A 19,449-nucleotide genomic window follows, 5' to 3' on the forward strand; every position below is an offset into this window, starting at 1 on the left:
CGGCTCATGCTAGAGCCTCTTGCCGGGCCGCCGGGCCTCGTCGTCCCCCGCCGGCCCCTCTCCCGGACCGGTTCAGCCCCAGCGGCCGGTGCGTCCCAGCAGCAGTGCCGTCGCCGCCGTTCCCGCCGTGGAGGTACGCAGCACGCTGCGGCCGAGCCGGTAGGGGCGGGCGCCCGCCTCGGCGAAGGCGGTCAGTTCCTGCGGGGAGACGCCGCCCTCGGGGCCGACGACGAGCACGATCGAGCCCTCGGCCGGGAGTTCGGCGGTGGCGAGGGGGGTGCTGTCGTGGTCGCGGTCCTCGTGGAGGACGGCCGCGAAGTCGGCTTCGGCGAGCAGGGCCGCGACCTGCTTGGTCGTCATGGCGTCGGCCACCTCGGGGAAGCGCACCCGGCGGGACTGCTTGCCCGCCTCCCGGGCCGTGCTGCGCCACTTGGTCAGGGCCTTGGCGCCCCGGTCGCCCTTCCACTGGGTGATACAGCGGGCGGCCTGCCAGGGGACGATCGCGTCGACGCCGGTCTCGGTCATCGTCTCGACGGCCAGCTCGCCCCGGTCGCCCTTGGGGAGCGCCTGGACGACGGTGATCCGGGGTGTGGGCTGCGGCTCCTCCGCCACGCCCGTGTGGAGGGTGACGGTGAGGCGGTCCTTGCCCTCGGCGGCGCGGACCACGCCCTCCGCCCAGTGGCCGAGTCCGTCGGTGAGGACCACGTCCTCACCGGGCTGGAGCCGCTTGACGGAGACGGCGTGCCGTCCTTCGGGGCCGTCCAGGACGAACTCCGGCCCGGTGGGCATCCGCTCGACGACGAAGACCGGTGCGGTCACCGGGGGCTCCTCATGCTCAGGGCCGCCCGGGCGGCCTCCAGTTCGGCGGCGAGCAGTTCGATCAGCTCGCCTGCGGGCAGTTCGCGGGCCATCCGGTGGCCCTGTCCGGCCCACAGGGCCATGCCCTGGGCGTCCCCGGCCTTGGCGGCGGCCCGGCGCAGCCCGCTGGTCACGTAGTGGACCTGGGGGTAGGCGGCGGGGGCGTACGGGCCGTGTTCGCGGATGAAGCGGTTGACCAGGCCGCGGGCGGGCCGCCCGGAGAAGGCGCGGGTCAGTTCGGTGCGGACGAACAGGGGATTGGTCAGTGCCTGCTTGTGCAGCAGGTTCGCGCCGGACTCGGGGCAGGCCAGGAAGGCGGTGCCGAGCTGGGCGGCGTCCGCGCCCGCCGCCAGGACTGCGGCGATCTGGGAGCCGCGCATCAGGCCGCCGGTGGCGACGATCGGGATCTGCACGGTCTCGCGGACCTGGGCGAGGAGGGAGAGCAGTCCGGTGCCGGTCTGGTCGATCTGCGGGTCGTCGCGGTGGGTGGACTGGTGGCCGCCCGCCTCGACGCCCTGGACGCAGACGGTGTCGGCGCCGGCCCACTGGGCGTTCTGGGCCTCCTCGGCGGAGGTGACCGTGACGATGGTGTGCGTACCCGCGCGGGCGAAGGCGTCCAGGGTGTCGCGGGTGGGGCAGCCGAAGGTGAAGGAGACGACCGGGACCGGATCGTCCAGCAGGATCGCGACCTTCGCCTCGTAGCCGTCGTCGCCACTGCTGTCCGGGTCGCCGAGCGGGGTCTCGTACCAGGCGGCCTCGCCGGCGAGCTGGTGGCGGTAGACCTCGACGGCGCTGGGGTCGGCGAGTGCGGGCTGCGGCATGAAGAGGTTGACACCGAACGGGCCGGCGGTGAGCCGGCGGAGCTGTTTGATCTCGTTGTACATCCCGTCCGCCGTCTTGTACCCGGCGGCCAGGAACCCGAGCCCGCCGGCTTCGGCGACGGCCGCGGCGAGCTGGGGTCCGGACGCACCGCCCGCCATGGGGGCCTGCACGATCGGATACCGGCAGAGATCGGTCAACTCGGAGGACATGTGCGCATCGTGCCACGTCCCCTGACACGGGGCCGAATCAGCCAGCCGACGGTCTGACCGGTTCTCCCGCCGAACGCCGCACCGCCCGCCGGTGGAGAACCGGCGGGCGGTGCGGTGAAAGGCCAAAAGCGGTTCAGCGGCCGTTGAACGCGTCCTTCAGACGGGAGAAGAGGCCCTGCTGACCTGGCTGGAATTGACCCAGGGGGCGTTCCTCACCGCGCAGCTTCGCCAGCTCCCGCAGCAGCCGCTCCTGCTCGGGGTCGAGCTTGGACGGGGTGATCACCTCGACGTGCACGATCAGGTCGCCCCGGCCGCCACCGCGCAGATGCGTGATCCCGCGTCCGTGCAGGGGGACGGACTGGCCGGACTGGGTACCGGGCCGGATGTCGATCTCCTCCAGGCCGTCCAGCGTCTCCAGCGGGCACTTGGTGCCGAGGGCCGCGGCCGTCATGGGGATGGTGACCGTGCAGTGCAGATCGTCGCCGCGCCGCTGGAAGACGGAGTGCGGCAGCTCGTGGATCTCGACGTACAGGTCGCCGGGCGGGCCGCCGCCGGGGCCGACCTCGCCCTCTCCGGCGAGCTGGATCCGGGTGCCGTTGTCGACACCGGCCGGGATCTTGACCGTGAGCGTGCGCCGCGAGCGGATGCGGCCGTCGCCGGCGCACTCCGGGCACGGGGTCGGCACGACGGTGCCGAAGCCCTGGCACTGCGGGCAGGGGCGCGAGGTCATGACCTGGCCCAGGAAGGACCGGGTGACCTGCGAGACCTCGCCGCGTCCGCGACACATGTCACAGGTCTGGGCGGAGGTGCCGGGGGCCGCGCCCTCGCCGCTGCACGTGTTGCAGACGACGGCCGTGTCGACCTGGATGTCCTTGGTGGTGCCGAAGGCCGCCTCGTTGAGGTCGATCTCCAGCCGGATCATGGCGTCCTGGCCGCGCCGGGTCCGCGAACGGGGCCCGCGCTGCGCGGCGTTGCCGAAGAAGGCGTCCATGATGTCGGAGAAGTTGCCGAAGCCGCCGGCTCCGAAACCGCCCGCGCCGCCGCCACCGCCGCCGTTCGCGGAGAGCGGGTCGCCGCCGAGGTCGTAGACCTGCTTCTTCTGCGGGTCCGAGAGCACCTCGTAAGCGGCGTTGATCTCCTTGAACCGCTCCTGGGTCTTCGGGTCCGGGTTGACATCCGGGTGCAGCTCGCGGGCGAGCCGACGGAATGCCTTCTTGATCTCGTCCTGAGATGCGTCGCGGCGCACGCCGAGTACGGCGTAGTAGTCCGTGGCCACTTACGACTCCGCCAGGATCTGTCCGACGTAACGTGCCACTGCGCGTACCGCTCCCATCGTTCCGGGGTAGTCCATGCGGGTCGGTCCGACCACGCCGAGTTTGGCGACTGCCTCGTCGCCCGAACCGTAGCCGACCGCGACGACGGACGTGGAGTTGAGCCCCTCGTGGGCGTTCTCGTGCCCGATCCGTACGGTCATGCCGGAGTCCGTGGCCTCACCGAGCAGCTTCAGCAGGACGACCTGCTCCTCCAGTGCTTCCAGCACCGGCCGGATCATCACCGGGAAGTCGTGTCCGAAGCGGGTGAGGTTGGAGGTGCCGCCGATCATCAGCCGCTCCTCCGTCTCCTCGACCAGGGTTTCGAGGAGGGTGGAAAGAACCGTGGAAACCGTCCCCCGGTCCTCGCTGTCGAAGGATTCCGGCAGCTCCTGCACCAGGCGCGGGACATCCGCGAAGCGGCGTCCGACGACCCGGCTGTTGAGCCGGGCCCGCAGATCCGCGAGCGATGCCTCACCGAACGGCGCAGGGCAGTCGATCATACGCTGTTCGACCCGGCCGGTGTCCGTGATCAGGACGAGCATCAGCCGGGCGGGGGCGAGCGAGAGCAGCTCCACGTGCCGCACCGTCGAGCGGGTCAGCGAGGGGTACTGCACGACGGCGACCTGCCGGGTCAGCTGCGCGAGCAGCCGCACCGTCCGGCCGACCACGTCATCGAGGTCGACCGCGCCGTCGAGGAAGTTCTGGATGGCCCGGCGCTCGGGCGAGGACAGCGGCTTGACGCCCGCGAGCTTGTCGACGAAGAGGCGGTACCCCTTGTCGGTGGGGATGCGCCCCGCGCTCGTGTGCGGCTGGGCGATGAAGCCCTCGTCCTCCAGCACCGCCATGTCGTTGCGGACGGTGGCCGGGGAGACCCCCAGCCGGTGCCGCTCGGTCAGCGCCTTGGAGCCGACGGGCTCCTCGGTGCCGACGTAGTCCTGGACGATGGCGCGCAGCACTTCGAGTCTGCGTTCGCTGAGCATCGCGCACACCTCCAGCTGTATGTCTCCGGTCTCCGACTGGCACTCGGTGCGTACGAGTGCCAGCAATCCCGTCGTCAGTGTACGGGGGTGGGGTGGGGCTCGGGCAAGGGCGACCGGCCGCCCCGCCACGGGACCGCGCAGGTCGTTGCCGATAGCGTCCTGGTATGGACGTCGCTTGGGAAGACTTCGGGTGGGAGCGGTTGGGCAACGGTGTGGGCCGGCGGCGGCTCCCGGGCTGGGACGCGACCGTCGCGCTGGTCGCCGGTGCGGAGGGGGTGCTGCTGTACGACACGGGTTCGACGCTGCGCGAGGGCGTCGAGCTGCGGCGGCAGGCGGAGGCGCTGCTCGGCCGCAGGGTGACGCATATCGCACTGAGCCACCCCCATTTCGATCATGTGCTGGGCACGGCGGCGTTCGCGGGGGTGCGGGTGTACGGCTCGGCGGGGCTGACCGCGCTGCTGCGGGACGGCGGGCAGGGGCTGTACGGCGACGCGGTGCGCCACGGCGTCCCCGAGGACGAGGCGGCCCGGTCGGCGGACACGCTGGTGGTCCCGCACCACGAGGTGCACGGGGAGCGGACGCTCGACCTGGGCGGCGGCCGCCGGGTGCTGCTGGCCGATCTGGGCCCCGCCCACAGCGGCCACGACCTCGCGGTGGTGGTGCCGGGCTCGGACGGTGAGCCTCCGGTGGTGCTCTGCGGCGATCTGGTCGAGGAGTCGGGCGATCCGCAGGCGGGCCCGGACGCGGCGCCCGCGCGCTGGCCGGCCGCGCTGGAGAGGCTGCTGGAGCTGGGCGGCGAGGACGCGCTGTACGTACCAGGGCACGGGGCGGTGGTGGACGCGGCGTTCGTCCGGAAGCAACGGGCGGCGCTGGCGGAGCGGTTCGCGACGGAGTGAGGATGTCCGTAGCGGTGCCGGAGACCTTCGGGGCGGCTTGAGGGTCTCGGTGACGGCCTGAGGATCTTCGTGGCGGCGTGAGGTTCTTCACGACGGCGGGCCGATTATCGTCGGGCCATGCGCAGCTACCAGCCGGACCTGACCCCGCCGTGGAAGCGGTCCGCCCCCGTGCCCGAGGTGCCCGCCGAACCCGATCTGGTCGTGGAGGAGGTCGCCACCGGCTTCTGCGGGGCGGTGATCCGCTGCGAGAAGACCGCCCAGGGTCCGACGGTGACCCTGGAGGACCGGTTCGGCAAGCACCGGGTGTTCCCGATGGAGCCGCGCGGCTTCCTGCTGGAGGGCAAGGTCGTCACGCTGGTGCGCCCGGCCCCCGGCGGCCCCGTGCGTCCCACCCGTACGGCCTCCGGTTCGGTGGCGGTGCCCCAGGCGCGGGCCCGGGTGGCGCGGGCCGGGCGGATCTATGTGGAGGGCCGGCACGACGCGGAGCTGGTGGAGCGGGTGTGGGGCGACGACCTGCGCGTCGAGGGCGTGGTCGTGGAGTACCTGGAGGGCGTCGACGACCTGCCGGCGATCGTCGGGGAGTTCGGGCCGGGGCCGGACGCGCGGCTCGGGGTGCTGGTGGACCATCTGGTGCCCGGCTCCAAGGAGTCCCGGATCGCGGCGCGGGTGACCGGTGACCATGTGCTGGTGGTGGGGCACCCCTACATCGACGTGTGGGAGGCGGTGAAGCCGTCGTCGGTGGGGATCGACGCCTGGCCGGTGGTGCCGAGGGGCCAGGACTGGAAGACGGGTGTGTGCCGGGCGCTGGGGTGGCCGGAGAACACCGGGGCGGCCTGGCAGCACATTCTGTCGAAGGTCCGCAGCTACAAGGACCTGGAGCCCCAACTACTGGGCCGGGTGGAGGAATTGATCGACTTCGTCACCCTTGTGGATTGATGTCCGCCGGCTGAAGCCGGTCCGCGCCGGACGATCACGTACCGATCTCTATGAATGCCTGCGTCCCACACGCACCATCGGTTATTGAGGGTTACCGAGGGTGCGAACCGGCCGGCGATTCACGGGGGAAGGGCACGGGGCGATGGCGCGCGAGGTCTGGCGGGACAGTGCGGACAACGAGGCGGCTTCGGCCGTCTTCCACCTGATGCAGCAGCTGATCGACCGGTACCGGGTCAACCGCCCGGTGATGCCGCTCGTGGTGGCGCAGGCGGCGGACGCCGGGGCCGGGCCGGAGATCGACGCGCGGGTGGAGCAGTTGGTGCATCAGGTGCACCGGGCCAATGAGTTGCGCCGGGTGCCGGTGCGGCTGCTGGACGGTACGGGGGCGACCCCGTACGAGGCGGCGCTCGACATGGTGCGCACGCTCTCCGAGAAGCCGTGGGAGACCCGCGAGAACACCCAGTACAAGAACTTCGCCTTTCCGCGCTCCCGGCTGCTCGGGGCGATCGAGCAGGCCACCGCGACGGTGGTCGAGCAGTCCGACGGAAACGCCGCCGAGGTCCGCGAGGAAAGGATCCTGGAGCAGCTGAGCCGGCTGCGCTGGCGGTCCGGCCGACCGCGCGGGGCGACCCGGTGGGACGCGCTGCGGCAGTCGGTGCGGCCCGAGACGTTCGTCGGGGCACTCTTCATCGCGCTGCTCAGCGTGTTGCTCGGGGAGATCGACTGGCTGCTGACGGCCCTGGTGGCGGCGGCCGCGCTGATCGGGCTCGCCGTGGTGGGCGTGGCGAGCCGGGCAGCGCCGCCGCTGCTGTGGCTGCGCCGGGCGAGCCGCTGGTTCGCCACCACCTCCTCGCTGGCCGCGTCCAGCACCGGCTATCCGTCGGACGGCTGGTCGTGGTTCTCGCCGAGCGGTTCGTGGCGGGTGATCCGGGCGAGGGCGGCGGCGGTCGCGGAGCGGGTGGCGGACGCGGGGGCGGGCGACGAGCACGCGCGCCAGTTCCATCTGGAGCTGCGGGTGCAGGCGCTGCTGGAGGATCTGCGGCACAACTACCGCCCGCACTCCCTGGACTGGCGGCGCAGCAAGCGCACGGTCCCGCCGGTGGTGTTCCTGCCCCGGGCCACGCAGGACAACGGCGGCATCCTGCTGATCAACGCGATCAACAACGTACGATCGCGGCGCAGTGAGGTCGATCCGCTGCTGCTGCTCGCCTCGCTGCCGGCCTCCGAGATCATGCGGCACACCCCGCCGCTGCCGCCGGAGCGGCCGGGTCCGGGGGCGCCGACCGGTTCGTCCGGGGCGCGGGCCCGTTACGAGCGCTGGGTGGACGATCTGAGCCTGGGCCAGTCGCCGGTGGCGGCGGCGACCCTGGCGTGGGTGCTGTTGCTGCCGCTGTCCACCGAGAAGCTGACCCATGAGCACGCGCACGCCCAGCTCGTCACCTACAGGGTGCGGCGGACCTGGGCGTGGTGGGTGATGTCGCGGGCGACGATCGCGGTGGCCGTCGTGGGCTCGCTGCTGGGGGCGTTCCTGTGGGCGGGGCACTGGCGCGACACGTACTGCCACGGGCCGCTGACCGACCGGAACACGGACGCGATCTGGCAGGGGCCGGACGGCGACCGGGAATGCGTGGGGGTGGCGACCGCGCCCGAGGTGCTCTTCGCGCGGGGCAACGACCTGGAACTGAACGGGGCGGGCGAAGGCATCACGTTCGAGCGGATCGAGCAGGCGATCCGCGAGGAGAACGACGACATCGAGGCGGGCGACGCGTATGTGACGGTCGTGTACGCCGGTCCGCTCACCGCCACGGGCAAGAACCGGGAGGCGACCCGCAAGGGGCTGGAGGAGCTGACCGGGGTCTATCTCCAGCAGCGGGCGGTGAACAAGACCGTGCGCCGGTCGGTGAAGCTGCGGGTGCTGACCGCCAACGGCGGGGAGGGCATGCTGCGGCAGCTCACCGCCGTGGAGAAGATCATCGAGGTGGCCCGGCGGGATCCGACGGTGGTCGGGGTGGTCGGTCTCGGCCGCAACACCCAGGAGAGCGAGAAGGCGACGAAGCTGCTCCGGGAGGCCGGGCTGCCGCTGGTGAACACGACGAACTCCAGCAGCGACCTGCCCCGCGAGTACCCGAACTACTTCGGTCTCGCGGCGACGGACGAGGAGCAGACGCATGCGCTCGGTCTGGTCGCCCGGCAGATCGCGAAGGGCCTCGACCGCCCGCACGCGATCGTGCTGTCGCGCGAGGACCGCAACGGGGACCTGGACCGGTACACCGCCGAGCAGCGGGACGCGGGCGGCAAGATGCTCCGGGACGCGGGGTTCGAGCCGGGGAAGGACGTGACGTACGACCTGGCGGGCGGGGCGAGCCTGAACACTCCCCTGACGACCATCTGCCGGGCCGAGCGGGTGCCCGACGCGCTGTACTTCGCCGGGCGCGTCGAGGACGTACCGACGCTGATGCGGGGTCTGTCGGAGACCACCGGATGCTCGGACCGGCGGATGACGGTGTTCACCGGGGACGATCTGACGAAGGGGACGTTCGACGACTCCACGTCCATCGCGGCCAACGTCACGCTCTACCACTCCTCGCTCGCCCCGCTGGACCGGGGGAAGAACCTCGGCTTCTACGGGGACGCGTACCGCACGCTGCGGCGGCTGCACCCCGAGGGCGAGGTGACCGCGCTGGTCTCGGGGCGTCCGGCGTACGAGGACGACCTGTTCGCGAGCGGGCAGACCGTGATCTCGTACAGCGCCACGGCCGCCCTGTACGACGCGGCGGCGCGCGGCGACAAGCGGCGGAGCGCTGCGGAGACGTGGGCGACGCTGCACACGGTGGACCTCAACAACATGCCGACGGGGACGATCTCGTTCAGCCGGGCGCGGTCCTCGGTCTCCGACAATGTGCACGGCCTGAACATCGTCAAGGTGGTCCGGCCGGGGCCGAGCGCGGAGCGGACGTTGGTGTGCGGCAAGCCGGCCGGGGTGGCCCCGCCGCTGACGGCGAAGGACTGCAAGCCGTGAGCGCGGGTCTCCGGGGCCGCCTCAGTCGACCAGGTCGCGGACGACGGCGTCGGCGAGGAGCCGCCCGCGCAGGGTGAGGACCGCGCGGCCCTTGTCGTACGGTCCCGGCTCCAGCAGCCCGTCGGTCAGGGCGCGGCGGGAGGCGGCGAGGCCGTCGGGTTTCAGCAGGTCCAGCGGGCAGCCCTCGCGCAGCCGCAGCTCCAGCAGGATGCGCTCGACGCGGCGGTCCTCCTCGGCGAGGATCTCGCGTCCCGCGCCGGGCGAGCGGCCCTCGGCGAGCGCCTGGGCGTACGCGCCGGGGTGCTTCACGTTCCACCAGCGCACACCGCCGACGTGGCTGTGGGCGCCGGGGCCCGCGCCCCACCAGTCGGCGCCGCGCCAGTACAGCTCGTTGTGGAGACAGCGGCCGGCTTCGGTGGTGGCCCAGTTGGAGACCTCGTACCAGTCGAAACCGGCGGCGGCGAAGGCCTCGTCCGCGATGAGGTAGCGGTCGGCGTGGGCGTCGTCGTCGGTCATCGGGATCTCGCCGCGCCGGATGCGGCGGGCGAGCTGGGTGCCCTCCTCGACGATCAGGGCGTACGCCGACACGTGGTCGGGGCCCGCGCCGATCGCCGCGTCCAGGGTGGCCCGCCAGTCGTCGTCGGACTCGCCGGGGGTGCCGTAGATCAGGTCGAGGTTGACGTGGTCGAAGCCCGCCGCGCGTGCCTCGGCGACGCAGGCCTCGGGGCGGCCGGGGGTGTGCGTGCGGTCGAGGATCTTCAGGACGTGCTGCTTGGCGCTCTGCATCCCGAAGGAGACCCGGTTGAAGCCGCCCTCGCGCAGGGCTTCGAGGTAGGCCGGGTCGACGGACTCGGGGTTGGCCTCGGTGGTGATCTCGGCGTCGTTCGCGAGCCCGAACTCGTCGCGGATCGCGGCGAGCATCCGGACGAGGTCGGCGGCGGGGAGAAGTGTGGGCGTCCCGCCGCCGACGAAGACCGTACGGACCGGGCGCGGGTCGTCGCCGAGGACCTTGCGGGCCTGGCGGACCTCCTCGATGAGGTGGACGGCGTAGTTGTCGCGGGAGGCCAGGGCCCCGCCGGAGCCGCGCAGCTCGGTGGCGGTGTAGGTGTTGAAGTCGCAGTAGCCGCAGCGGGTGGCGCAGTACGGAACGTGCAGGTAGAAGCCGAGCGGGCGGTCGGCTGCGCCTTCCAGGGCATGGCGGGGCAGCGCCCCGTCGTCGGGCACGGGCTCACCATCGGGCAGTACGGAAGGCATACGGACCATTGTCGCTCGCCGCTGAAGTACTTCCGTCCGCGCGCAGGACCAGCAGGGCCACGTCGTCGTCCGGGGGCTGCTCGGCGAACTCGTGGACCGCGCGCCGGATCTTCTCGGCGGTGGCCTCGGCGGGCAGCCCGGCGCATCCGGCGAGCACCCGGGCCAGCCCGTCCCCGTCGTCGAACATCAGCGGGCCCGACCGCCGCTCGGTCACCCCGTCGGTGACACAGAGCAGGGTGTCCCCGGGCGCGAGGTCGAAGACCTGGCTCTCGTACGCCACGTCCTCCACGACGCCCAGCAGCACCTGGGGCTCGGCGGCCGGGCGTACGGAACCGTCGGGGCGCAGCAGCAGGGGCAGCGGATGCCCGGCGCTGGCCACCGTGCACCGGACCCCGCCCTCGGGGAGCGGCACGACCTCCCCGTACAGCAGGGAGAGGAACCGTGACTGGGTGCCGTCGTGGAGCTGCTGCCCCCCGGCGGCGGCGACCATCAGGGCGGCGGCCTCGGCGGCCTCCATGGCGTCGTCGAGGAGCAGCCGGTTCAGCCGGTCCAGGACCTCGCCGACACCGAACCCCTCCCGGGAGAGGAGCCGGAGCCAGGGGCGGGCGAGGCCGGTGACGACGGCGGCCTCGGGGCCGGAGCCCTGGACGTCACCGAGGACGAAGCACCAGCGGTCGCCGGGGCACGGGAAGATGTCGTAGAAGTCGCCGCCGACCACGCCGTCGTCGCTCGGTTCGTAGACGAGGGAGCTGGTGACCCCGGGGATGTCCGCGACCTTGCTGGGGAGCAGGCCGCGCTGGAGGATCCGGCTGATGGTGGCCTGCCGGGTGTAGGCGCGGGCGGCACCGACGGCGAGGCCGAGACGGCGGACGAAGTCCTCGATCAGCGAGGCGACGGTCTCGGGCACCTGGGTGACGCCCTCGCGGCCGACGAGGACGGTCCCGAGCGCCCGGCCGCCCGCGGTGATCCGGAACGCGAGCGCGGCCCCGTCCCGGCCGCCGGGATACGGCGGCGCGGCGTCCTCGGGCTCCCCGGGCTGATCGGCGGGGTGGCCGGGGCGTACGGGCGGCCAGGGCACGGCGACGGGGCCGGAGCCCGCCCCGGCGGGCAGGGAGAGCGGTGCCCGCTCCAGGGCGGTGCGCAGGGGCTCGGTGCCGGTCTCGTCGCTGTGCCAGACCCGGGCGAGCCGGGGCTCGGCGGCCGGTCCGCCGCCTTCGGTCTCCAGCCAGATCGCGCACCAGTCCGCGAGCCGGGGCACCAGCAGCTGGCCCGCTATGGCGGCCACCAGGTCCTCGTCGAGCTGCCCGGCGAGGAGGTCGGAGGCCTCGGCGAGGAAGGCGGGGGCGCCCCGGCTGTCCCAGACCGCGTCGTCGCGCTCGGTGCGCCGGGCGGCGGGGGCGAGGATCTCGGCGGCGCGCAGGCCGCGCCGGAGGGCCTCCCCGTCGGGCGGGGCCGGCGGGGCGCTCCAGTCGTCGACGGGGAGGCGGGCCCAGACGGTCTTGAGGCCGGTGCGGTAGGTGATGCCCCAGGAGTCGGCGAGGGTGGCGACGAGCTGGAGGCCGCGCCCGTATTCGGCGGGGTCCGGCAGCTCCCCCGCGACCGCCGCGTCCGGTTCCGGCCCGGGCTCCGACTCGTCGCCGCTGACCGGGCGGGCCGGGTGGTGGTCGGTGACCTCCAGGACGAGGGCGGCGGACAGCTCGTCGCCGCTCTCCTCCTCCAGCCTGAGGACCAGGTCGACGGTGGTGCCCGCATGCACGACGGCGTTGGTGACCAGCTCGTTGGTGACGGTCACGGCGTCGTCGGCCAGCCGGTCGCTGAATCCCACGGCGGCGGGCACCCCGAGCCCGGTCCACTCCGCGAGCGCGGCCCGCACGAACCGCCGGGCGGCGGACGGGGCCAGCGGTATCCCGGGCAGGCTGGTGCGACTGGCCAGACGCGGGCCGTGCGCGCCCCCGGCACGGGTGGTGCCGGGACGCTGCACGATGTCCCGCTGCAAGGGAATGGGCGCCACGGTGCGGCTCCTCCGGTCGGACGACACCGACAGAGTGACAGACCGGCCGCATCCATAAGCACCGAGTTACGGAAGTGAGCAGAGAATCGAGCAGATTCGAACGCGCGGGACGGGTTTACGACTTGTCGGGAACGGCGTCACCGGAGGGCGGGACCGCGACCGCGCGTCGTCGGCGGCAGGCCACCGACCCGCCCACCGCGAGCAGCAGGACGACCACGCCGGCCACACCGAAGGCCGTCTGCTCGGCGAAGAGCCGCCCCAGTCCCTTGAGGACGCCGAAGCCGGCGGTCGCGTAGATCAGGGCCCAGGCGGCCCCGCCCACGAACAGGGCCGGGAGGTAGCGCGACAGGGGCATGCGCATGCTGCCCGCGAGGAAGTTGGCGGCGGTCTGGAACCCGACCGTCAGGAAGGAGACGGCCACCACCGGCGCGCCCCACCGCTGGATCGCCCGCTCGGCACGCCGGAACTTCGCCGAGGAGGTCCGCGCGGCGAACCTGCTGCGCCGGGCACCGGCTCCGGCGAGCCACCCGACGGCGAACGTCCCGCCGGCGCGCAGCAGGACGATGACGTACAGGGCTCCGGCCGCGAGCGCGATCTTATCCACGACGCCTCACCCCGGGCGCACGGCGGGCACGAGCCCGGTCACCGTCTCTCACCTGCGCCCCGCCTCTGCCTGTTCCGTCCGCCGGGTACCACACCGGGCAAGGCCAGCCTAACCGGACGGACATACGGCGGGTAGCGGACCCCTGGCCGCCCCGAGGACAAGACACTTACCACCCGGTCGGAATTCATCATCCCGGTGAGTGTACGTTCGTACGCTCTAGGGCTAGGGTCATCCGCATGACCGTCGACACCGAGACACGGCCGCTCCCCGCCGCACGCCACGCGCGGGCCGCCGTAGCCGTCCTGTTCTTCACGAACGGGGCCCTGTTCGCCAACCTGCTGCCGAGATATCCGCAGATCAAGGAGGATCTGGCGATCGGCAACGGCGCCTACGGTCTCGCGGTCGCCGCGTTCCCGGCGGGGGCCATCACGGCCGGTCTCGCGGCGGGGCTGCTCATCCGCCGCTTGGGCTCGGCGCGGGCCGCGGTTCTCGGGACCCTGCTGACGGGTGCGGGGATCCTGGCCGCCGGGCTGGCCCCGTCGGTCGCCCTGTTCGCGACCGCCCTGTTCCTGGCCGGGGCCATGGACGCGCTCACGGACGTGGCGCAGAACGCGCACGGGCTCCGGGTGCAGCGGCTCTACGGGCGGTCCATCCTCAACTCCCTCCACGCCGTCTGGTCCATCGGCGCGGTCACCGGTGGGCTGATGGCGGCGGGGGCGATGGCGCTGGGCCTGTCCCTCGGGGTCCACCTCGCGGTCTCGGCCGTCGTCCTCGTCGCCGCCGCCGTGGCCGCCCTGCGCTTCTGCCTCCCAGGGCCGGACAACGAACCGGAGGGGGTGGGCCCGGAGGGCTCGGGGGGCCTGGAGGGGACCGGCCCGGAGCAGCGCGGCACGGAAGGGGCACGCGGCGCCTCGCGCGTCGGGTTGGTGCTGGCGGCCCTCGTCCTGATCGCCACGGCGGGGACGCTCGTGGAGGACGCGGGGAACTCCTGGGCCGCTCTCTATCTGAGCGACGAGCTGCACGCCTCCGCTCCACTCGCCGCCTGGGGTTTCATCGCCCTGGTGGGCGCCCAGTTCATCGGACGCGCCATCGGGGACCGCCTCGTCGACCGCTTCGGGCAGCGTGCCGTGGCCCGGGCCGGCGGTCTGATCACCGCGGCCGGTATGGGCGTTGCCCTGGCCGTGCCGACGCTGCCCGGCACCGTCCTGGGCTTCGCCCTGGCCGGATTCGGGGTGGCGACCCTCGTACCCGCGGCGATGCACGAGGCCGACGCGTTGCCCGGCCTCAAGCCCGGCTCGGGCCTGACGATCGTCTCCTGGCTCATGCGCCTGGGCTTCCTGCTGTCACCGCCGGTTGTCGGCCGGGTCGCCGACGCGGCCGGCCTGCGCACGGGCTTGCTGGTGATCCCCGCCGCCGGAGTGCTGGTGGTGGTGCTCGCCGGAGTCCTGCGGGCCCGGCGCGGCTGAGACGACGGACGGCGGGGCGGCGGCCCGTGGTCCCGCCCCTGGGCCGGCGCACAGGAGAGCAAGCGCATCTCACAACAAACGGGCGGGGAGCCCGGACCCCTGAGGATCCGCACTCCCCGCCGTCCCCGTCCGGGGCCGAGCCCCCGGACGGGTTCACGCGCGCAGCCGCTGAGCCTCGCGCGAGCCTGCGTACGTCAGGCCTCGCGGGAGCCTGCGTACATCTCGTCGATGAGCCCCTGGTACTCGCGCTCGACGACCGGCCGCTTCAGCTTGAGGCTGGGGGTCAGCTCGCCGTGCTCGACGTCCAGGTCACGCGGCAGCAGACGGAACTTCTTGATGGTCTGCCAGCGCTGCAGGCCCTCGTTGAGGCGCGTGACGTACCCGTCGATCAGCGCGACGGTCTGCGGGGCGGCGACCACCTCCGCGTACGACTTGCCCTCCAGACCGTTCTCGGCGGCCCAGCCGAGGATGGTGGGCTCGTCGAGCGCGATGAGCGCGGTGCAGAAGTTACGGTCCGCGCCGTGCACCAGGATGTTGGAGACGAACGGGCAGACCGCCTTGAACTGGCCCTCGACCTCCGCCGGCGCGACGTACTTGCCGCCCGACGTCTTGATCAGGTCCTTCTTGCGGTCGGTGATGCGCAGGTAGCCGTCGGCCGACAGCTCGCCGATGTCACCGGTGTGGAACCAGCCGTCCGACTCCAGGACCTCGTCGGTCTTGTCGGACAGCTTGTGGTAGCCCTGCATGATGCCGGGGCCGCGCAGCAGGATCTCGCCGTCGTCCGCGATGCGCACCTCGGTGCCGGGGAGCGGCTTGCCGACGGTGCCGGTGCGGTAGGCCTCGCCCGGGTTGACGAAGGAGGCGGCGCTGCTCTCGGTGAGGCCGTAGCCCTCCAGGATGTGCACCCCGGCACCCGCGAAGAAGTAGCCGATGTCCGGGGCGAGGGCGGCGGAACCGGAGACGCAGGCGCGCAGCCGGCCGCCGAAGGCCTCACGGATCTTGGAGTAGACGAGCGCGTCGGCGACCTTGTGCTTGGCGCCGAGGGCGAAGGGGACGGACGCCTTGCCGGTGCGCCGGAAGTTGTCCTGGGAGACCTTGGCGTACTCGCGGGCCACCCCCGCCGCCCACTGGAAGATCTTGTACTTGGCGCCGCCGCCCGCACGCGCCTTGGAGGCGACCCCGTTGTAGACCTTCTCGAAGATCCGGGGGACGGCGGCCATGTAGGTGGGCTGGACGACCGGCAGATTCTCGATGATCTTGTCGATGCGGCCGTCGATCGCGGTGACGTGGCCGACCTCGATCTGGCCCGAGGTGAGGACCTTGCCGAAGACGTGGGCGAGCGGCAGCCAGAGGTACTGCACGTCCTCGGCGGTGATCAGACCGGTCGCCACGGTGGCCTTGGCCATGTACGACCAGTTGTCGTGCGGCAGCCGTACGCCCTTGGGCCGACCGGTGGTGCCGGAGGTGTAGATGAGGGTGGCGAGCTGGTCGGCGGTGATGGCGGCGACCCGCTCGGTGACCGCGTCCGGGGTCTTGGCGAGCAGCTCGTTGCCCCGGGACTCCAGCTCCGCGAGGGTGATGATCCACCCCTCGGGGTCGCCCTCGGCGGGCTCGACGCCGGCCGGGTCGATGACGACGACATGGGCGAGGTCGGGCAGCTCGGTGCGGCGCTCACGGGCCTTGGCCAGCTGCTCGGCGTCCTCCGCGATGAGGATCCGGCTCTCGGAGTCGGCCAGGATGAACGCGGACTCCTCGGCGTTCGTGGAGGGGTAGATCGTCGTGGTCGCGGCGCCCGCGCACATCACCCCGAGGTCGATGAGGATCCACTCCACCCGGGTGGCCGAGGAGAGGGCGACCCGCTCCTCCGGCTGCACACCGAGCGCGATCAGCCCGGCGGCGATCCCGTAGACCCGCTCCGAGGCCTGGGCCCAGCTCAGCGACTTCCAGTCGTCGGGACCCTCGCCCGAGGCCGACGGCACCGGATAGCGGTACGCCTCCCCGTCCGGGGTCGCCGCCACGCGGTCGATGAAGAGGGACGCCACGGAGGGCGGCCGATTATCGATCAAGGTCTGTGTGTCGCTCACGACGTCCTCCGGGCCTGCGGCATTGCTACGACCGGCTTCTTTGATGCTCCGACTACTGCTGCTGTCCTGCTGCGCAACCTGCTTGTTCGACTTGTTTAACTGGCGAGTAACCAACGATGCGTGATCAGAGTAGAGCGCACGCGCGCCCCACGTAAGAGGCAACGGGCCGCCGCTTTCATAACGAAAGGGCCCTCACGCCGCACGGTACTGCGGCGTGAGGGCCCTTCGTGCCGTTGACCGGCGGACGCTGTCCGTCACCGGCGGACGCTGTCCGTCACCGGCGGACGCTGCCGTTCACCGGCGGAGGCAAGGGGGCTACTTCTTGCCCTTGCTCTCCCCCGCGGACTCGTCGGTCGACAGGACGGAGATGAAGGCGTCCTGCGGCACCTCCACGTTGCCGACCATCTTCATCCGCTTCTTGCCTTCCTTCTGCTTCTCCAGCAGCTTCCGCTTACGGGAGATGTCACCGCCGTAGCACTTGGCGAGGACGTCCTTGCGGATGGCGCGGACGGTCTCACGGGCGATGACCCGGGCGCCGATGGCCGCCTGGATCGGCACCTCGAAGTTCTGCCGGGGGATGAGCTTCTGCAGCTTGGCGACGAGCCGCACGCCGTACGCGTACGCCTTGTCCTTGTGCGTGACCGCGGAGAACGCGTCCACCTTGTCGCCGTGCAGCAGGATGTCGACCTTGACGAGGTTGGCCGTCTGCTCGCCGGTGGGCTCGTAGTCGAGGGAGGCGTAACCCCGGGTCTTGGACTTCAGCTGGTCGAAGAAGTCGAAGACGATCTCCGCGAGCGGCAGGGTGTAGCGGATCTCGACCCGGTCCTCGGAGAGGTAGTCCATGCCGAGCAGGGTGCCGCGCCGGCCCTGGCACAGCTCCATGATCGCGCCGATGAACTCGCTCGGGGCCAGCACCGTGGCGCGGACGACCGGCTCGTGCACCTTGTCGATCTTGCCCTCGGGGAACTCGCTCGGGTTGGTGACGACGTGCTCGGTGCCGTCCTCCATCTCGACGCGGTAGACCACGTTGGGGGCGGTGGCGATCAGGTCGAGCCCGAACTCGCGCTCCAGCCGCTCGCGGACCACGTCCAGGTGGAGCAGGCCGAGGAAGCCGACACGGAAACCGAAGCCGAGCGCGGCGGAGGTCTCCGGCTCGTAGACCAGGGCGGCGTCGTTGAGCTGGAGCTTGTCCAGCGCCTCGCGCAGGTCCGGGTAGTCGGAGCCGTCCAGCGGGTAGAGCCCGGAGAACACCATCGGCTTGGGGTCCTTGTAGCCGCCCAGCGGCTCGGTCGCCCCGTTGCTCAGGGAGGTGATCGTGTCACCGACCTTGGACTGCCGGACGTCCTTCACACCCGTGATGATGTAGCCGACCTCGCCCACGCCGATGCCGTCGGCCGGGGTCATCTCCGGGGAGGACACCCCGATCTCCAGCAGCTCGTGGGTGGCGCCGGTCGACATCATCCGGATGCGCTCGCGCTTGTTGAGCTGACCGTCGACGACACGGACGTAGGTGACGACACCGCGGTACGAGTCGTAGACCGAGTCGAAGATCATCGCGCGGGCGGGGGCGTCCGCGACGCCGACCGGGGCCGGTACGTCGCGCACGACCCGGTCGAGCAGAGCGTCCACGCCGACGCCGGTCTTGGCGGAGACCTTGAGCACGTCCTCGGGCTGGCAGCCGATGAGGTTGGCCAGCTCCTCGGAGAACTTCTCCGGCTGGGCGGCCGGGAGGTCGATCTTGTTCAGCACCGGGACGATGGTGAGGTCGTTCTCCATCGCGAGGTAGAGGTTGGCCAGCGTCTGGGCCTCGATGCCCTGCGCGGCGTCGACCAGCAGGATCGTGCCCTCGCAGGCGGCGAGCGAACGGGAGACCTCGTAGGTGAAGTCCACGTGGCCCGGCGTGTCGATCATGTTGAGGACATGGGTCAGCCCCTTGTCCTCACCCTCGGTGGGCGCCCAGGGCAGCCGGACCGCCTGGGACTTGATGGTGATGCCGCGCTCGCGCTCGATGTCCATCCGGTCGAGGTACTGAGCACGCATCTGCCGCTGGTCGACCACACCGGTCAGCTGGAGCATCCGGTCGGCGAGGGTCGACTTGCCGTGGTCGATGTGCGCGATGATGCAGAAATTGCGGATCAGCGCCGGGTCGGTACGGCTCGGCTCGGGCACGTTGGAAGGAGTCGCGGGCACGCAGGGTCCTGATTCTTGAGACGCCGAACGCCGTGTCTCGGGTCGATGTCGGGTCGGTCGGATCGTCGGTCGGATCGATACGTAGGCTCCATCGTCCCACGCCTGCGGGGCAGCGACCGGTTTGGGCCGGTCGGAGGGTGACTGCTACCGTGGACAGCTGTGCCTCGTGTGCTCTCACGAGCGGCGGGGCTCACAAAGAAGATCCAACGAACCTGAAAAGGCTCTTTCGTGGCGAACATCAAGTCCCAGATCAAGCGGAACAAGACCAACGAGAAGGCGCGCCTGCGCAACAAGGCCGTCAAGTCGTCGCTCAAGACCGCGATCCGCAAGGCCCGCGAGGCCGCCGCTGCCGGTGACGTCGAGAAGGCCACCACGGCCGCCCGCGACGCCGCCCGTCAGCTCGACAAGGCTGTCTCGAAGGGTGTCATCCACAAGAACGCCGCCGCCAACAAGAAGTCGGCGCTGGCGTCCAAGGTTGCCGCCCTGTCGGCCTGAGCTTCTTCCCGAAGCTCACTGATGTGATCGCCGGGACGGACCAGCGGGCCCTCTCTCCCGCCCCTGACCGGCACCCCGCGCCGCACACCGAACCTGCGTTCGCCACGCGGGTGCGGCGCACCAAAGCGTGACCGGAAGCCCGGCCGCTGATCTCCCCAGGTCAGCGACCGGGCTTCCGCGCGTACGAGGGCCTTCACCATGCAGGCCCGCCCGAGGGGCGCCGGCCAGCCCGGTCCGTCCGAGGGTGCCGCCATCCACCCCGCCCGGTCCGTCCGAGGGGGGCGGGGTCCAGCCCGTCCGGCGTTTGAGGAC

14 protein-coding genes are annotated in these 19,449 nt (G+C 72.0%); 5 read left to right on the forward strand and 9 right to left on the reverse strand.

Annotated features, from left to right (window positions below; all coding sequences use genetic code 11):
• Nucleotides 1–72: 72 nt before the first annotated feature.
• The 4 genes from CCZ36_RS09545 to hrcA form a co-directional block, all read right to left on the reverse strand.
• Nucleotides 73–819 (reverse strand): 16S rRNA (uracil(1498)-N(3))-methyltransferase, encoded by a 747-nt coding sequence (locus CCZ36_RS09545; protein ID WP_069736553.1) that lies wholly within the window; start codon nt 817–819, stop codon nt 73–75.
• The gene (locus CCZ36_RS09550) at nt 816–1,889 is read right to left on the reverse strand and encodes a nitronate monooxygenase (RefSeq protein ID WP_069742324.1); all 1,074 of its coding nucleotides are present in this window, start codon (nt 1,887–1,889) and stop codon (nt 816–818) included. The genes CCZ36_RS09545 and CCZ36_RS09550 overlap by 4 nt, the downstream gene beginning before the upstream one ends.
• Before the next feature lie 133 nt (nt 1,890–2,022).
• On the reverse strand, nt 2,023–3,165 hold the full coding sequence (gene dnaJ / locus CCZ36_RS09555) for a molecular chaperone DnaJ (protein WP_006124339.1): 1,143 nt from the start codon (nt 3,163–3,165) through the stop codon (nt 2,023–2,025).
• The gene (gene hrcA / locus CCZ36_RS09560; RefSeq protein WP_006124340.1) at nt 3,166–4,182 is read right to left on the reverse strand and encodes a heat-inducible transcriptional repressor HrcA; all 1,017 of its coding nucleotides are present in this window, start codon (nt 4,180–4,182) and stop codon (nt 3,166–3,168) included.
• Between the two features lie 164 nt (nt 4,183–4,346).
• Between hrcA and CCZ36_RS09565 the strand changes: the two genes are divergently transcribed.
• The 3 genes from CCZ36_RS09565 (at nt 4,347) to CCZ36_RS09575 (ending at nt 9,033) form a co-directional block, all read left to right on the forward strand.
• Nucleotides 4,347–5,078, forward strand: a complete 732-nt coding sequence (locus CCZ36_RS09565; RefSeq protein WP_128817454.1) for an MBL fold metallo-hydrolase — start codon at nt 4,347–4,349, stop codon at nt 5,076–5,078.
• Between the two features lie 117 nt (nt 5,079–5,195).
• A complete protein-coding gene (locus CCZ36_RS09570) occupies nt 5,196–6,014 on the forward strand; it encodes a DUF3097 domain-containing protein (protein WP_128817455.1) in 819 nt (272 codons plus the stop codon).
• Between the two features lie 142 nt (nt 6,015–6,156).
• On the forward strand, nt 6,157–9,033 hold the full coding sequence (locus CCZ36_RS09575; protein ID WP_128817456.1) for an ABC transporter substrate-binding protein: 2,877 nt from the start codon (nt 6,157–6,159) through the stop codon (nt 9,031–9,033).
• 21 nt (nt 9,034–9,054) lie between these two features.
• On the opposite strand, the gene hemW is transcribed toward CCZ36_RS09575, so the two are convergent.
• From hemW to CCZ36_RS09590, 3 genes are all read right to left on the reverse strand, one after another.
• Nucleotides 9,055–10,287 carry a radical SAM family heme chaperone HemW gene (gene hemW / locus CCZ36_RS09580; protein ID WP_206515718.1) on the reverse strand — a complete coding sequence of 411 codons (1,233 nt, stop codon included), beginning with the start codon at nt 10,285–10,287 and terminating at the stop codon, nt 9,055–9,057.
• Nucleotides 10,262–12,298, reverse strand: coding sequence for an ATP-binding SpoIIE family protein phosphatase (locus tag CCZ36_RS09585; protein ID WP_128817458.1), 2,037 nt, complete (start codon nt 12,296–12,298; stop codon nt 10,262–10,264). Before CCZ36_RS09585 ends, hemW begins: the two co-directional genes overlap by 26 nt.
• 115 nt (nt 12,299–12,413) lie before the next feature.
• Entirely contained in the window at nt 12,414–12,902 is a 489-nt protein-coding gene (locus CCZ36_RS09590) for a DedA family protein (protein ID WP_069736546.1), read from the reverse strand.
• 236 nt (nt 12,903–13,138) lie between these two features.
• On the opposite strand from CCZ36_RS09590, the gene CCZ36_RS09595 reads away from it, so the two are divergent.
• On the forward strand, nt 13,139–14,368 hold the full coding sequence (locus CCZ36_RS09595) for an MFS transporter (RefSeq protein WP_128817459.1): 1,230 nt from the start codon (nt 13,139–13,141) through the stop codon (nt 14,366–14,368).
• A gap of 194 nt (nt 14,369–14,562) precedes the next feature.
• Here CCZ36_RS09595 and CCZ36_RS09600 read toward each other — a convergent pair whose 3' ends face one another.
• Nucleotides 14,563–16,452 (reverse strand): AMP-dependent synthetase/ligase, encoded by a 1,890-nt coding sequence (locus tag CCZ36_RS09600; RefSeq protein ID WP_069736544.1) that lies wholly within the window; start codon nt 16,450–16,452, stop codon nt 14,563–14,565.
• Nucleotides 16,453–16,767: 315 nt separating this feature from the next.
• Nucleotides 16,768–18,642 carry a translation elongation factor 4 gene (gene lepA / locus CCZ36_RS09605; RefSeq protein WP_079134094.1) on the reverse strand — a complete coding sequence of 625 codons (1,875 nt, stop codon included), beginning with the start codon at nt 18,640–18,642 and terminating at the stop codon, nt 16,768–16,770.
• Nucleotides 18,643–18,870: 228 nt separating this feature from the next.
• Between lepA and rpsT the strand changes: the two genes are divergently transcribed.
• Nucleotides 18,871–19,137 carry a 30S ribosomal protein S20 gene (gene rpsT, locus CCZ36_RS09610; RefSeq protein WP_069736542.1) on the forward strand — a complete coding sequence of 89 codons (267 nt, stop codon included), beginning with the start codon at nt 18,871–18,873 and terminating at the stop codon, nt 19,135–19,137.
• Nucleotides 19,138–19,449: the final 312 nt, after the last annotated feature.

Source organism: Streptomyces sp. S063 (genome assembly GCF_002832675.1).
Lineage (GTDB): Bacteria > Actinomycetota > Actinomycetes > Streptomycetales > Streptomycetaceae > Streptomyces > Streptomyces sindenensis.